General features: G+C 66.6%; 12 protein-coding genes and 1 pseudogene. 5 read left to right on the plus strand and 8 right to left on the minus strand.

The window, feature by feature from the left end; genetic code table 11:
* Positions 1-235 precede the first annotated feature (235 nt).
* Positions 236-1,027: a sulfite exporter TauE/SafE family protein gene (locus tag NMLP_RS12275; protein ID WP_049926796.1), complete on the plus strand. Its 792-nt coding sequence runs from the start codon at positions 236-238 to the stop codon at positions 1,025-1,027.
* Positions 1,028-1,046: 19 nt separating this feature from the next.
* Here NMLP_RS12275 and NMLP_RS12280 read toward each other — a convergent pair whose 3' ends face one another.
* On the minus strand, positions 1,047-2,396 hold the full coding sequence (locus NMLP_RS12280) for a DEAD/DEAH box helicase (RefSeq protein ID WP_015410445.1): 1,350 nt from the start codon (positions 2,394-2,396) through the stop codon (positions 1,047-1,049).
* 162 nt (positions 2,397-2,558) lie between these two features.
* Here NMLP_RS12280 and NMLP_RS12285 point away from each other — a divergent pair, with 162 nt between their 5' ends.
* Positions 2,559-3,284 carry a nucleotide exchange factor GrpE gene (locus NMLP_RS12285; protein WP_015410446.1) on the plus strand — a complete coding sequence of 242 codons (726 nt, stop codon included), beginning with the start codon at positions 2,559-2,561 and terminating at the stop codon, positions 3,282-3,284.
* A 133-nt stretch (positions 3,285-3,417) separates the two neighbouring features.
* Positions 3,418-5,346, plus strand: a complete 1,929-nt coding sequence (gene dnaK / locus NMLP_RS12290) for a molecular chaperone DnaK (protein WP_015410447.1) — start codon at positions 3,418-3,420, stop codon at positions 5,344-5,346.
* Between the two features lie 171 nt (positions 5,347-5,517).
* On the opposite strand, the gene NMLP_RS15490 is transcribed toward dnaK, so the two are convergent.
* Positions 5,518-5,691 carry a hypothetical protein gene (locus tag NMLP_RS15490; RefSeq protein ID WP_015410448.1) on the minus strand — a complete coding sequence of 58 codons (174 nt, stop codon included), beginning with the start codon at positions 5,689-5,691 and terminating at the stop codon, positions 5,518-5,520.
* A 74-nt stretch (positions 5,692-5,765) separates the two neighbouring features.
* Here NMLP_RS15490 and NMLP_RS15495 point away from each other — a divergent pair, with 74 nt between their 5' ends.
* Both NMLP_RS15495 and dnaJ read left to right on the plus strand, forming a co-directional pair.
* On the plus strand, positions 5,766-5,969 hold the full coding sequence (locus NMLP_RS15495; RefSeq protein WP_049926546.1) for a hypothetical protein: 204 nt from the start codon (positions 5,766-5,768) through the stop codon (positions 5,967-5,969).
* A 25-nt stretch (positions 5,970-5,994) separates the two neighbouring features.
* Positions 5,995-7,152, plus strand: coding sequence for a molecular chaperone DnaJ (gene dnaJ / locus NMLP_RS12300; protein ID WP_015410449.1), 1,158 nt, complete (start codon positions 5,995-5,997; stop codon positions 7,150-7,152).
* A gap of 228 nt (positions 7,153-7,380) precedes the next feature.
* On the opposite strand, the gene NMLP_RS12305 is transcribed toward dnaJ, so the two are convergent.
* The 6 genes and pseudogenes from NMLP_RS12305 to NMLP_RS12325 form a co-directional block, all read right to left on the minus strand.
* Complete coding sequence (locus NMLP_RS12305; RefSeq protein ID WP_015410450.1) at positions 7,381-7,635, minus strand: hypothetical protein; 255 nt, start codon at positions 7,633-7,635, stop codon at positions 7,381-7,383.
* A gap of 2 nt (positions 7,636-7,637) precedes the next feature.
* Positions 7,638-7,871 (minus strand): hypothetical protein, encoded by a 234-nt coding sequence (locus tag NMLP_RS12310; protein ID WP_015410451.1) that lies wholly within the window; start codon positions 7,869-7,871, stop codon positions 7,638-7,640.
* A gap of 137 nt (positions 7,872-8,008) precedes the next feature.
* The gene (gene sppA, locus NMLP_RS12315) at positions 8,009-9,010 is read right to left on the minus strand and encodes a signal peptide peptidase SppA (protein WP_015410452.1); all 1,002 of its coding nucleotides are present in this window, start codon (positions 9,008-9,010) and stop codon (positions 8,009-8,011) included.
* 26 nt (positions 9,011-9,036) lie between these two features.
* Positions 9,037-9,258, minus strand: a pseudogene (locus tag NMLP_RS16230) (zinc ribbon domain-containing protein); the annotation flags it as partial.
* 318 nt (positions 9,259-9,576) lie between these two features.
* Positions 9,577-11,979, minus strand: a complete 2,403-nt coding sequence (locus tag NMLP_RS12320) for a DUF2309 domain-containing protein (protein ID WP_015410453.1) — start codon at positions 11,977-11,979, stop codon at positions 9,577-9,579.
* The gene (locus NMLP_RS12325) at positions 11,969-13,456 is read right to left on the minus strand and encodes a proton-conducting transporter transmembrane domain-containing protein (RefSeq protein WP_015410454.1); all 1,488 of its coding nucleotides are present in this window, start codon (positions 13,454-13,456) and stop codon (positions 11,969-11,971) included. The genes NMLP_RS12320 and NMLP_RS12325 overlap by 11 nt, the downstream gene beginning before the upstream one ends.
* Positions 13,457-13,608 lie beyond the last annotated feature (152 nt).

Below are 13,608 nucleotides of genomic sequence, written 5' to 3' on the forward strand. Positions count from 1 at the left end.
GCGGACCCGCTTCGACTCCGGTTCCGGGACAGCTCTGGTTCCGGGACAGCTCCGGTTCCGGGACAGCTCCGGTTCCGGGACAGCTCCGGTTCCGGGACGGCTCTAAGACGGTTCCGGGACGGCTGCCAACAACTGCGCGGTAGTACCCAACATATGTCCATAGACGACCCGGACGCCCAGACAGCATGCGAACGCCCGTGTTCGATCGTCTCGCCGGAGGCACGGTGAGGCGATGATCGATCCGACCGCCCTGCTCCGCGTCGATCTCGCGTTGTTTTTCGGCATCGGCCTCCTCGGCGGCCTCCACTGCATCGGTATGTGTGGCCCGATCGTCTCGATGTACGACGACGCGAGGACGCGGACGCGCGCCGACGGCGGCGTGCCGACGGGACGGCTGTATCACCACGGGCTGTTCAACCTCGGCCGGACCGTGAGCTACACGTTCTTGGGCGGGGTCTTCGGCGCATTAGGCGGCGTTGTGTATCTGACGATGGCGTCGCTGCTGGCGGTCACGAACGTGGTCCGGGGGACGGTCGGCGTCGCGCTCGGCGGGCTCATCGTGTATCACGGCGTCAACACCGCCCTGGGTGGACACGGAACCGTCCTTCGTCGGCTCCCGATCCCGGGGATCACGACTGGACGGCTGTTGAACGGGGCGTCCGACCGGGTCGCTCGCGCCGCGGCGGGCCGCGGCATCGTCGGGCTGGGGTTGCTTCACGGGTTGGTCCCGTGTCCGATGCTGTACGCCGCGTTTTTGTACGTCTTCGCGGTCGGGTCAGCGGCGAACGGCGCGGCGGCGCTCGCGGCGTTCGGCCTCGGGACCGTCCCGTCGGTATTTTTCTACGGGACGACGCTCGGATCGCTCGACCCGGCCCGTATGTCCTCGCTGCACCGCCTTTTGGGCGTCGCGTTCGTCGCGTTGGGGTACGTCCTCTTCGCGCACGGGGCGATGGCCCTCGGCGTCCACCTCCCTCATCCGAGGCTGCCGCATTACCTCCCCGAGGAACTGCAGGCCGGCGGGCACTGATTCGGGTCGTGGCATAGAGTTACCGCCGCCGCCGCGAGACCCGCATCTCTGCGGTCTCCGTCGTGACGACCTCATAAAGGATCGCCCGTCCGCCGTCGTCCTTCGGGCGCAGCACCCGGCCGAGCCGCTGGGTGAACTCCCGCTCGGAACCGCTCCCGGAGAGCACGACGGCGACGTTCGCGTCGGGGACGTCTACCCCTTCGTCGAGGACGTTCGCGGCGACGACGCGGGAGTACGCCCCTCGGCGGAACCGATCGAGGATCTCGCGGCGCTCGTCCGCCGGCGTTTCGTTCGTGATCGGCGGGATCAGAAACCGCGAGGCGAGCTCGTAGACGAGGTCGGTGTAAGCGGTGAAGACGATGAGCCGGTCCCCGCGGTGGCGATCGAGGAGGTCGGCCAGTACCTCGCGTTTCCGGTCGGCGTTCAGCATCACCTCCCGGGCGCGCTGTTTGGCGAGCAGCGCCTCGCGGGCCTTGGGGTCCGATCCCGAGCGTTTGACGAGTTCCTGGTAGTCGCTCCCCGATCGGAGTTGCAGCCCCGACGCCGCGAGGTAGTCGGTGAACGTTCCCTGGTGAGCCTCGTAGCTCGCCCGTTCCTCGGGCGTCAACTCGACTTCGATCCGCTTGATGTCGTAGTCGGCGAGGTGTTCGCCCGCGAGGTCGTCGGCCGAGCGCCGGTAGACGACGGGGCCGAGGAGTTCTTCGATGGTCTCGTGGGCCCCGTCGGGGCGCTCGAACGTGGCGGTGAGCCCGAGGCGGGCGGGGGCGGCCGAGAGCCGTGCGACGTCGCGGTACCCCGCACCGCCGAGGTGGTGGACTTCGTCGAAAACGAGCAGACCGAACCGGTCACCGACCGCCTCGGCCCGGAGGTACGCCGAGTCGTAGGTGGCGACGGTGATCGGTTCGAGCCGCTGGTCGCCGCCGCCGAGGCGACCGATCGCGGTCGTCTCGCCGAACTCCGCCTCGAGTTCGCCGGCCCACTGCTCGAGGAGGTCGATCGTCGGTACCACGACGAGCGTCGGGGTGTCGAGCGCCGCGATCGCGCCGATCGCGACGACGGTCTTGCCGCTGCCGGTCGGCAGTTCGATGACACCGCGGTCGCCGGCGTCGCGCCAGGCGTCGAGCGCCTCGGTCTGGTACCCACGGAGGTCGTAGGTCGTCGAGAGCCCCCCGAGACCGAAGCGATCGAGGACGCGATCGTCCGCTCGGAGGCCCCGATCCGCGCAGGTCCGACGCAGGAAGGGGTACCGGTAGGCGGGCGCGCGGTGGGTCTCCGAGCGGGGATCGGCCTCGACGAAGGACAGGCGGGCGACGTCGTCGGGTGCGTCCTCGATCCGGATCGTCCCCTCGTCGTACCGGAGCGTGAGCACGCCTCGACGTCGGCGGTGCGGCGGCTTAACTCCGGCGGGACCGGGCACTGGCGGCCGGGACGCCAGTGGGATCGTCGCGTGCGCGCCGCCCGAAGCCGCGTCGTCGACCCGGTCTCGAACGCGTTTCTCAACCCTTATTGTCGCCGACGGGTACGTCCTGACATGAGCGACGAACAGGCGAACGCCGTCGACAGGGGCGACGGCGGCGCGGAGCCATCGACGGACCCGGACGCGGCCGAGGGGGAACCGAACGACGCCGAGAGGGAACCGAACGACGCCTCCAGCGAGACCGGAGGGGCGCCGATCGAAGAGATCGCCGAGCGGGTCGGGGACGAGGACCCCGACGCAGTCGCCGAGGAGATCGCGGCGCTCCGGGAGGAAGCCGCCGCCCTTGAGCGCGATCGGGACGACCTCGAATCGCGGCTCAAGCGCAAGCAGGCGGAGTTCCAAAACTACAAGAAGCGACAAAAAAAGCGCCGCGAGCGCGAACAGGCCCGCGCGACCGAGGACCTCGTCACCGACTTGCTCGAGGTCCGCGATAACCTCTCGCGGGCGCTCGAACAGGACGCCGACGCGGACATCCGCGAGGGCGTCGAGGCGACGCTCCGGAGCCTCGAGGACGTCCTCGCCGGCGAAGGCGTCGAACCGATCGAACCCGGCTCGGGGACCGAGACGGACCCCGAGCGCCACGAGGTGTTGCTCCGCGTCGAGAGCGACGAGCCCGAGGGGACCGTCGCCGACCTCCACCGCCCCGGCTACGAGATGGCCGAGAAGGTGCTCCGGGCGGCGCAGGTGACGGTGTCGGACGGGAGCGGTGCGGGCGACGGTGGCGAAGGCGACGGCGACGGGATGGACGGTGCCGACGGCAGCGACGGTCGAGGCGAATAGCGGTTCTGTTTATATTTCCCGGTCGTGGAAACGCTGGATTCGGGAAACCGCACGAGGGGACGGCGATGGATGAGGAGCCGATCCGTCGCGTCTAGCAACTTTTAACCGATTCAGACCGGTAGTTACGTCCAACATGGCGAGCAACAAGATCCTCGGTATCGACCTCGGTACCACCAACTCCGCGTTCGCGGTGATGGAGGGCGGCGACCCCGAGATCATCGTCAACGGCGAGGGCGAACGGACGACGCCGTCGATCGTCGCGTTCAGCGACGACGGCGAGCGACTCGTCGGGAAACCGGCAAAGAACCAGGCCGTCCAGAACCCCGACGACACGATCGCCTCGGTCAAGCGCCACATGGGCGAGGACGACTACACCGTCGAGGGCGACGGCGAGGAGTACACCCCCGAGCAGATCTCGGCGATGATCCTCCAGAAAATCAAACGCGACGCCGAGGAGTACCTCGGCGACGACATCGAGAGGGCGGTCATCACCGTCCCGGCGTACTTCAATGACCGCCAGCGCCAGGCGACGAAGGACGCCGGCGAGATCGCCGGCTTCGAGGTCGAACGCATCGTCAACGAGCCGACGGCCGCGGCGATGGCCTACGGGCTCGACGACGACTCCGATCAGACGGTGCTCGTCTACGACCTCGGCGGCGGCACCTTCGACGTCTCCATTCTCGACCTCGGCGGCGGCGTCTACGAGGTCGTCGCGACGAACGGGGACAACGACCTCGGCGGCGACGACTGGGACGAGGCGATCATCGACTACCTCGCCGACTCCTTCGCCGAGGAACACGGGATCGACCTGCGCGAGGACCGCCAGGCCCTCCAGCGGCTGACCGAGGCCGCCGAGGAGGCCAAGATCGAACTCTCCTCCCGGAAGGAGACGACGATCAACCTGCCGTTCATCGCCGCGACCGACGAAGGACCGCTCAACCTCGAGGAGAAGCTCTCGCGGGCGAAGTTCGAATCGCTCACCTCGGACCTGCTCGAACGCACCGTCGGGCCGACAGAGCAGGCGCTCTCGGACGCCGGCTACGGCAAGGGTGACATCGACGAGGTGATCCTCGTCGGCGGGTCGACCCGGATGCCACAGGTCCAGGGGAAAGTCGAGGACCTCACCGGTCAGGAACCCAAGAAGAACGTCAACCCCGACGAGGTCGTCGCCCTCGGCGCGGCGATCCAGGGCGGCGTCCTCGCGGGCGATGTTGACGATATCGTGTTGCTCGACGTGACGCCGCTGTCGCTCGGGATCGAGGTCAAAGGCGGCCTCTTCGAGCGGCTCATCGACAAGAACACCACGATTCCGACGGAGGCCTCGAAGGTGTTCACGACGGCAGCACCGAATCAGACGTCCGTCAACATCCGCGTCTTCCAGGGCGAGCGCGAAATCGCCGAGGAGAACGAACTGCTCGGCGCGTTCCAGCTGACCGGCATCCCGCCGGCCCCGGCCGGAACGCCGCAGATCGAGGTGTCGTTCGACATCGACGAGAACGGCATCGTCAACGTCTCCGCCGAGGACCAAGGCTCCGGCAACAGCGAGGACATCACCATCGAGGGCGGGGCCGGCCTCTCCGACGAGGAGATCGAACAGATGCAACAGGAGGCCGAAGAGCACGCCGAGGAGGACGAGAAGCGCCGCGAGCGCATCGAGGCCCGAAACGACGCCGAGTCTACGATCCAGCGCGCCGAGACGCTGCTCGAGGAGAACGAAGAGGAGATCGACGAGGGAGTTCGCGCCGACATCGAGGACTCCATCGAGGACCTCGAGACCGTCGTCGACGATGAGGAGGCCACGACGGAGGAACTCACCGAGGCCACCGAGGCGCTCGCCGACGAACTCCAGGAGATCGGCAAGCAGATGTACCAACAGCAGGCCGCAGGGGCCGAAGGTGCCGGTGCTGGCGGCATGGGCGGCGCTGGCGGCATGGGCGGCGCCGGCGGCATGGGTGGCATGGGCGGCGCCGGTGCCGGCCCGGGCGGTGCCGACGCCGACGCCGACGGCGAGGAGTTCGTCGACGCCGACTTCGAGGACGTCGACGACGACGAGGAGGAGTAACCCCAGTCGATACCCCGTCCCGCCAAGCGGGACGGCCCGCTCCGGCGTGAGGGGCGTCGGGGGGATCGGTATCAAGCGGAGTATGAAAATATCCGAGAGTGTCGATCGGCGGAACTGTTTCGGCGGACCCGTTTATAAATGGCTGCGCGACCGAACCGCTGTCTCGCGGTCTCAATCCGCCCCGTCGGTCTCGTCGCCGGCGAGACGCTCTACCAGCCAGACGAGAATCAAGATTGGGATCGCCGGTAACAGAAGCACCATTGCGCCGATGCCGACGGCGAGGTCGAGTATCTTGTTGCCGGTGGATACGTCCTTCGGGGTGATCGGGGTGACGGTGTCGGGCATACGTTGGGGTACGTCGCCGAGTATATAAATAGCGTTGCGGATCCGAGGCCGAACCGTCGTGGATCGGTTCGGCGATGCGGGACGGTTCGGCGATGCGGGACGGTCCGGCGATGCGGGACGGTCCGGCGATGCGGGACGGTTCGGCGATGCGGGACGGTCCGGCGATGCGGGACGGTCCGGCGATGCGGGACGGTCCGGCGATGCGGGGCGGTCCGGCGCTGGTGGCGAAGGCGAAAGGGACACCCACGTCCCGTCCGCGACCCGTTCTTTTCAAGTAGCTCAACCGTTTAGACGCGATAACGAATGAGCGAGGACTTCTACTCGGCGCTCGGTGTCTCCCGGGACGCTGACGAGGAGGAGATCAAGCAGGCGTATCGGAAGAAAGCCGCCGAGTATCACCCGGACGTCTCCGACGAGCCGGACGCCGAAGAGAAGTTCAAAAGGGTCAAAAAGGCCAAGGAGGTGCTCTTGGACGACGAGAAGCGCCGGATGTACGACCAGATGGGCCACGAGCGCTTCGCTGAGGCCGAAAAGCGCGGCGCGACCGACAGCGACCGCGGGGCGGGCGCAGGCGGCATGGGTGCCGGCGGTATGGGGGGTGCCGGCGGCATGGGCGGAATGAACGACATCTTCGAGCAGTTCTTCGGCGGCGGGGGGCGGTCCCGGTCGCGCTCGGGCCCCCAGCAGGGCTCGGACCTCAAGACGCGGCTCCGGATCGATCTCGGGGACGCCTACGAGGGCGTCACGAAACAGTTGAGTGTCACCCGTCCCGAGCGCTGTCCGGACTGCGACGGCGCGGGCCACCCCCCCGACGCGGACGCGCGCACCTGTTCGGCCTGCAACGGCCAAGGCCAGCGGACGACGGTACGGCAGACACCGCTCGGGCGCGTCCAACAGACCGAGACCTGCCCGGAGTGTGCGGGCGAGGGGACGGTCTACTCCGAGAGGTGTTCGACGTGTCGGGGCGACGGGCAGGTAAAAAACGAGGCGACCCTGCAGGTCGAGATACCGGCTGGCATCCGCGACGGCCAGACCCTCCGGATGGAACGGGAGGGCGCACCCGGCGAGAACGGCGGTCCCAACGGCGACCTGCTGGTCGAGATCCGGATCGACGACCACGACCGCTTCGAGCGCGATGGCGACGACCTCCGGACCCGCCAGCCGATCTCGTTCACACAGGCGGTGTTCGGCGACACGGTCGAGGTGCCGACGCTCGACGGCTCCGTCGAGATGGATGTCCCGGCGGGCACCCAAAGCGGCGAGACGTTCCGGCTGCGGGGCAAGGGGATGCCCCGGCTACAGCGCCGCGGTCACGGCGATATGTACGTCCAGGTCCGAATCGTCACGCCCGAGGACCTCAACGACGAACAGCGCGAGGCCCTGGAGGCGTTCGCCGAGGCCGGCGGCGAGGACATCGACGTCGAGCAGGGCTTCTTCGAGAAACTGAGACAGAGCTTCTGATACAGTGTAGCGTCGGCGCTGTGTGATCGCTGTCGACCCGTCGTTCGCAACGTGTATTTGTGTGAGTCTCGTCGGTGCCCTGTCGTCGAACGCTTCGCGCCGCAGAGCGTCCGGTCCTCGTACTGGTGGACGAACTCACATAGAACCGACAGACGAGTGATCCGCCGGCCGCTCTGCCGAACGGCGTGATCCTCGTGTGTCGTGTGTATATTCGTTTGTCTGTCGGTATCAGGCGTCGAAGTGGCCGAGCGTATCCAAAATGGCGCCGAATATGAGACTGATCACGGCGACGGACAGCACCAGCGCCGACAGTATATGCGAGATCGGAGTTGGCAACAACAGTTGGAACCCGGCGTTGAATACGGCCGTCACGATCCCGACGACGAGGAGAAACGCGCCCGCGTTCGGGTCTTTTCCCGTGAGGAATTCGATGCTATCGAGGAACGTCGAGCCCTGTTCGGTGTCGACATCGGATTGGCTCATCCTCAGCCACCACCCCGGTTTCGGATGGCCGCCCGCTGGGTGATCTGGACGAGGTGGGATATCCACAGTCCAGCGGTGAGCCCGAACAGTGTCGAGACGGCCGTGGCTTTGATTATCAACTCGAGCGGCGCAGCGGCGGCGATCAGACAGAGCGCCCCGAAGATGATCATCATACCGTACTGGACCCGGGTCTGGACGTCGACGGATTTGACCGATTCGACCGTATTTAAGCTCATTATCGTATGTACACGATTTAGACAGATATGTGTGTCCCTTTCGGAAACCCCTGTCTCGGGGGCTTGCGGGTGAACTGGCGCTGTCCGTGGACGGCCGCAGTGATTCGCCCCCTCGCGCGCACAGGACCGACGGCCGTTCAGAATCGGAACCGGAACTCGCTGCCGGGGTCGCTAAATCGGGCCGCGATCCCGGCACCGAAGGCGTAGGCGATTCGCTCGGCGCCGCCCCGGAGCCGATCCGCGACGCTCCGGGCGGGTTCCAGTTCCTCGAGTTCGGCCTCCGTACCGAGCAGCTCCTCGAGGCGCGCCTCGACGTCCTCGCGCGTCCCGAGGTGGTCGACGAGCCCCATCTCGGCGGCCGTCTGGCCGAGAAAGACCTTGGCCTCCGTCTCGCGGAGCGACTCGGCGTCAGTGTTGCGTCCCTCGGCGACGGTCTCGACGAACTGGTCGTAGTAGTCGTCGACGATTCCCTGGAGGTACTCGCGTTCGTCCGCTTCGAGGTCACTGAACGGGACGCCTGCTTCCTTGTATTCGCCGGCGCTCAGTTGCTCGTATTCGAGGCCGACCTTCTCGAGGGACTCGGCGGCGGTGATCCGCGACCCCCGGACGCCGATGGAGCCGACGACGCTGCCCTCCCGCGCCCAGAGTTCGTCACAGCCGCTTGCGATCCAGTAGCCGCCGCTGGCACAGACGTCCGTCGTATACGCGACCGTCGGGCCGTCGAAAGCCTTCGCCGCGAGCCGGATGTCGTCGCTGGGGACGACCGCGCCGCCGGGGGTGTTGAGCTTGAGCACGAGCGCCTCGGCGTCGTCGTCGTCGTCGTCGGCACGCTCGATCAGTTCGACGACGTCGTCGGCGCCGGGCGACCCGGGCGAGGGGATCGGGCCGCCGCCCCCGCCGTCGCGGGTGATCGGCCCCTCGACGGCGACCTCGGCGGCGTTGTACGTCGGGAAGACGCTCCGCCCGATCGAGCCGCCGCCGCGGAGCGCCCCGACGACGGCGGCGAGGACAAGCAAAACGCCGAGCAGTTCGGCCCCGCTCGCCGGCAGTTCGACGAACAGCGTCCAGGCGGCGGCGGCCACGACCGCGGCGACGACGAGAGCGATACCCAGCCGACCGACGGTGTCGAGTCCACGCATCGTTCGTCGGGAGGGCTCGAAGGCTGTTAAGTGTGGGAGAAGCGGTCGGGGCAGACGGAGTAGGGATACACAACGTTCTTCGCCGCGTTCAAATCCGCATCCAACGCGTGCCCACACTCAAACACGTTATCAGACCGATTCGAGCGAGCAGCGTGTGGACAGTCCGTTCGACTACACGCTTGGCTCGTGTATGCATCGCTCACGTCGTCAACGACCACATCGTACGGTTCGAATTTGTACTCGACGTAGTCTTCGACGCGCCAGAAGGACTATTGTTGGTACTCTTTTTTCGAGATCCGCTGTCGAATGTCGAGTGACCGCTCGAACACAATATGCGTAGCACGAACGCGGATCGCATCAACGCAAATGGCATTCGCGATAGCTGTTTCAAGTGGTTTGGAGAAGTAGTTATCATTATTATTTCATTTCCGTCCCCGGCCTCAAGGAGCGAGACGAAGCCGAGCGAGTAGAGCGGGGGCTCCGCCGACAAAACTGCTGAATCAGCCGAAAAAGCACATCACAGCCCCGCTAAACCCGCTGTAGTCTCAACTAACAGTCGTATTCGGCTAGTCGTCCGCGACAGCTTGGGCTGGCGTCTCCGGGGCCGCTTCGGTCCGTTCGGAGAGTGGCGTCCACTCCAGAGACGCCTCGTAGTGGAAGGCGCGGTGGTCCCGCGTCGGGTCGACGACTGTCAGCGATAGCCAGTCGTTGTCCAGCCGTTCGGTCAGTTCTCCGTGGTCGGCCAAGACGTCGGTGACCCGCTCGACCGGTGCGTGGACGACCGTCGAGAGGCGGAGCGGCTGGTGATACGGTTCGTCGTCCGCGGCCATCAGCGACTGGAGCGGGAGCCCGGTCATCAGGTCACCGCCGTTGCCCTGGTAGACACCGACGTTGCCGACCGGGTTCTGGGTGACCTTCGAGCCACTGCCGTAGGCGGCGTTGTCGACCGTCGAAAAGTAGTACTGGGCGTTGATCCACTGGGTGACGACCATGGGACCGGCGAGAATGGCCTCGAGGGCGTCTCCGTCCGGATCGCTCGACCAGTCGTAGGAGTGGAGGAACGCGCGCCCGTCGAGGTCGCAGTCGCTCGTCAACTCGCGGGGACCGACGACGAAGCCAGCGTTGCCGGCCAGCCCCCACTCGGGACGCGTCTCGGCCCAGTCGGCGGCGCGGCGTTCGGTCTCTCTGACACCGGTCGCGCCGTCCGAACCCAGCGATTCGGCGCGTTCGGCGCTCGCACCCTCACGAGCCGTCGCGAGGTCCGTGCGCAACTGCTCGAGGTCGTCCGCGTGGCTTTCGGGCACGCCGCCGGCGAACAGTTCCACCTCGTCGGTCGTCGTGTTGTGTTGGCCGGCAACGAAGACCGTATCCTCGGGAATATCGAACCCACGGTCGCGGAGTTCGGTCGTAACCGCCCCGTCGTTACAGATCGCTGCGAGGACCCGGGCGCTGGGGCCGCCGGGGTTGCCGGCGCAGGCACCGCAGTCCAGACTCGAGTCGTAGGGGTTGTTCGCTGTCTCGCTGGCGTGACCCGCGAAGACGACGAGGCGGCCGAACTCCTCGAACCCCATCAACTCGAACGCGGTCGCGGCGTACTCGACTTTTTTTTCGTGGGTCAGTCCGGCCGGGAGGTCGCTGTCGTTGGCGTGTCGGTGGTCGACGAGCGGCTCACAGAACTCGTGTCTGCTGGGCACCAGCCCGGCAGCGGCGTCGATCAGGTCGTGAACGCGTCCGGGAGCGAGCGTGCGGGCCACGAGTGAGAGCCCGTAGCCGCTTCCGGCGGTCTCGACGTAGCCGTAGGCGGTGGTGGCGTTAGCCTCCAGTATCTCGACAAGTTCGTCCGCGGCCTCACGGACGCCGGACCAGCGATCGTAGCGCGCCCGGGTGTCGTCGTCGGTCGGGACGTCGGTGACGCGGTGTTGTGGGTCGAGGATCGGTGGACAGGCGTCGACCGCCACGTCGGCGTCGTACCCCTGATACTTCATCGGTACGCCGAAGAAGCCGGCGTATCCGTGGGTCTCGTACTCGCCCGTCGACTCGATATGACGGCGGATGACCTCCGAGCGGGTGTCGATACAGAACACCAACTGGGCGTCCGGACGGTCTGCCGTCTCGTCGTCTATCGAGCGGCTCTCGGCCGCGACGGCTCCGACGAGGTCGTTGCGGTAGGTCGCTTCCCACGCGCGCAGGAACGCGAGCGCGACATCGCTCGTCGCATCCACCTCGGCGTCGCCGTCCGGTTCGAGAGGGGCGTCGAGGGCATCCAACAGTGCCAGACGCACCGCGAGATACCCTTCCAGCGAGATGGGATACGTCGACTGCCAGACCCCCCCCTCGTCGGTGCGACGGTTGATGAACCCCGTCCAGCCCGGGAGGGCGGCCAACTGTTCTTCGAGGATCGGCACCCATTTTTCCTCCGGGGACGACGCCACGACCGCCTCGATGGCATCGAGTGGCGCGTCGGGCAGATCGGCGACGATCCCCTCGTCGGGGACGTCGCTGTCGTATTCCGCCACGTCCCGGAAGGCTGCATAGAACCCCGCCTCGCGGTTCGGCATCGGCCAGTGGGCGCTTCCCTCGTCGAGGAAAGCCGACAGCCACTTCGTCAGCACCCGGTCGACGTGGTCCGTGGCGGTATCCGTGTCGCCGTCTCCGGCCTCCGTATCGACCGTGTCGGCCATGCGGTCGAGGAGCGCCTCCGGGTCGTCGTCGTGGCCTGCCTCGGCGAGTTCCTCGTCGAGGATCGCCCGGTCGATGTGGCCGCGTTCGAGTGCCGTCCGGAACGTCCGGGCACGGGGGTAGCCACGGCCGCCTAACAGGGCAGCGGCCTGCTCGACAGCGTCCCCGAACGGTCGGTCCTCGAACCCCGAGAGGGGGTTGGCCGTCACGAACGAGTGGATGGGCCAGAGGGAACCGACGGTGGCCGCTGCCTCGTCGATGCTGTCGCGGATAACGGGGTCAGTACTCATTGTATTCCTCCGTGGACGTCAACAGGGTGTTCGGCGACGGACGGGCGGCGTTCAACAGCGCCACGTAGAGGCGTTGGCTGTGCTCGTGAACGCCGGTCTCGATGGCGACGTAGATGCCGGCGAAGCCGACAGCGACGACCCCGTGGAGCAGAGTCAGTTCGGTCGGCGCCGCACTGACTGCCAGGAGGTTCGAGACGCCATCGTAGACGAGCGCGTAGACGACGATGGCCGGAAAGAACACCAGCGGGACGGCTCCGTGGCGGGCGAGCGCCGGAAGCGAGGTATGCCGGACTGCACTGCGGGCCGCGTGGAGCGTGGTGAAGACGACGAAGAAAACCAACAGGAGACCGCTGTCGACGTTTGCCCCCTTTCCGGTCAGCACCGCGAACACCACGCCGCCGCCGAGGCCGGTCGACACCGCCACGACGAACCCGACGGCGCTCGTCGCGCGGCCGATGGTGTGTGTTGTGGTCTCGCTCGGGGTCGTGTGTTCGACCTGTTCGCCCGAACTGAGGAACTGATACGCCTTATAAAATCCGTGCAGGATGAGGTGGGTGATCGCGGCGCCGAAGAAGCCGAGGCCGGCCTGCATGATCATAAAGCCCATCTGACCGACCGTCGAGCAGCCGAGTTTGCCTTTGATGTCGGTCCGGACCGACTTCAGGAGCTTCCCACCAACGGCGCTCGCCGCACCGACGGCGACGATTACGAGCATGAGCGTCGAGTCGGCTGTTATGACTGGGGCAAAGCGAGCGAGCAGGACGCCGCCCGCGTTGACGAACCCGGCGTGCATCAACGCGGACGCCGGCGTCGGGGCTGTCATCGAGGAGAGCAACCAGCCGTGGAACGGGACGAGAGCGGACTGGATCATGCCCGCGAGCACGAGAGCGCCGGCGGCGAGCAACCACACCGGACCACCGAGCGTGTCGGCTGCCGCGCCGATTCCGGAGACCGTCGCCGTGCCGGTCGCCCACCACAGCGCCGTCAGCGCGAGTCCGAGTAAGGCGCTGCTGGTCATGAAGTACCTTCGGGCGACGGCCGCGGCGGCCTGTGCCTGTGTCCACCCCTCGCTGATGCCGATGAGTTCGGCCATCAACAGCCCCATCGCCACCCAGAGGACCCCGAACAGTACGACGTGGTCGGCGGCGACGAGTGCCATCACGACGGCGGTGAATCCGAACACGGCGAGAAAGAACCTCGTCTTGTGGGTGCTGCCGGCCATATAGCGACGCGAGTAGCTGTGAACGATGCCGCTGAAGAACGTGACCACGACCCACAGTAGAACTGTCAGGCCGTCGACAGCGACCAGCCCGGGAACGTCCCACGCGGCACCGGACCGGATCCTGGCGAGGAGGACGGCGATACTCGCGACGAACAGCGACCACACGAGCAATGTTAATACAGCGGGTGCGACCGGCGATTCGGCCGCCGTGTCCGGGAGCGCTCCGACCGTCGGCTTCGAGTTGTGTCCTGACATCGTTCGATGGATCGTACGACCGTTCCCGGCGTCCGAGACGAACACAGAATCCGGTCTCGGTCGTTCTTGTCTACCTGAAGAACAGAATAGGATATAAAGTTGTTCATATTACCAGTCCGTTCGAAAAGCTGTAATTATAGATCATTATGTTT

Origin of the sequence: Natronomonas moolapensis 8.8.11, assembly GCF_000591055.1 — an archaeon.
Classification (GTDB): domain Archaea; phylum Halobacteriota; class Halobacteria; order Halobacteriales; family Haloarculaceae; genus Natronomonas; species Natronomonas moolapensis.

Excerpts from the sequence above, each read along its gene's own strand:
- NMLP_RS12285 (WP_015410446.1), top strand. The coding sequence starts at position 2,559 with ATGAGCGACGAACAGGCGAACGCCGTCGACAGGGGCGACGGCGGCGCG.
- dnaK (WP_015410447.1), top strand. The coding sequence starts at position 3,418 with ATGGCGAGCAACAAGATCCTCGGTATCGACCTCGGTACCACCAACTCC.
- NMLP_RS15490 (WP_015410448.1), bottom strand. The coding sequence starts at position 5,691 with ATGCCCGACACCGTCACCCCGATCACCCCGAAGGACGTATCCACCGGC.
- NMLP_RS15495 (WP_049926546.1), top strand. The coding sequence starts at position 5,766 with ATGCGGGACGGTTCGGCGATGCGGGACGGTCCGGCGATGCGGGACGGT.
- dnaJ (WP_015410449.1), top strand. The coding sequence starts at position 5,995 with ATGAGCGAGGACTTCTACTCGGCGCTCGGTGTCTCCCGGGACGCTGAC.
- NMLP_RS12305 (WP_015410450.1), bottom strand. The coding sequence starts at position 7,635 with ATGAGCCAATCCGATGTCGACACCGAACAGGGCTCGACGTTCCTCGAT.
- NMLP_RS12310 (WP_015410451.1), bottom strand. The coding sequence starts at position 7,871 with ATGAGCTTAAATACGGTCGAATCGGTCAAATCCGTCGACGTCCAGACC.
- sppA (WP_015410452.1), bottom strand. The coding sequence starts at position 9,010 with ATGCGTGGACTCGACACCGTCGGTCGGCTGGGTATCGCTCTCGTCGTC.
- NMLP_RS12320 (WP_015410453.1), bottom strand. The coding sequence starts at position 11,979 with ATGAGTACTGACCCCGTTATCCGCGACAGCATCGACGAGGCAGCGGCC.
- NMLP_RS12325 (WP_015410454.1), bottom strand. The coding sequence starts at position 13,456 with ATGTCAGGACACAACTCGAAGCCGACGGTCGGAGCGCTCCCGGACACG.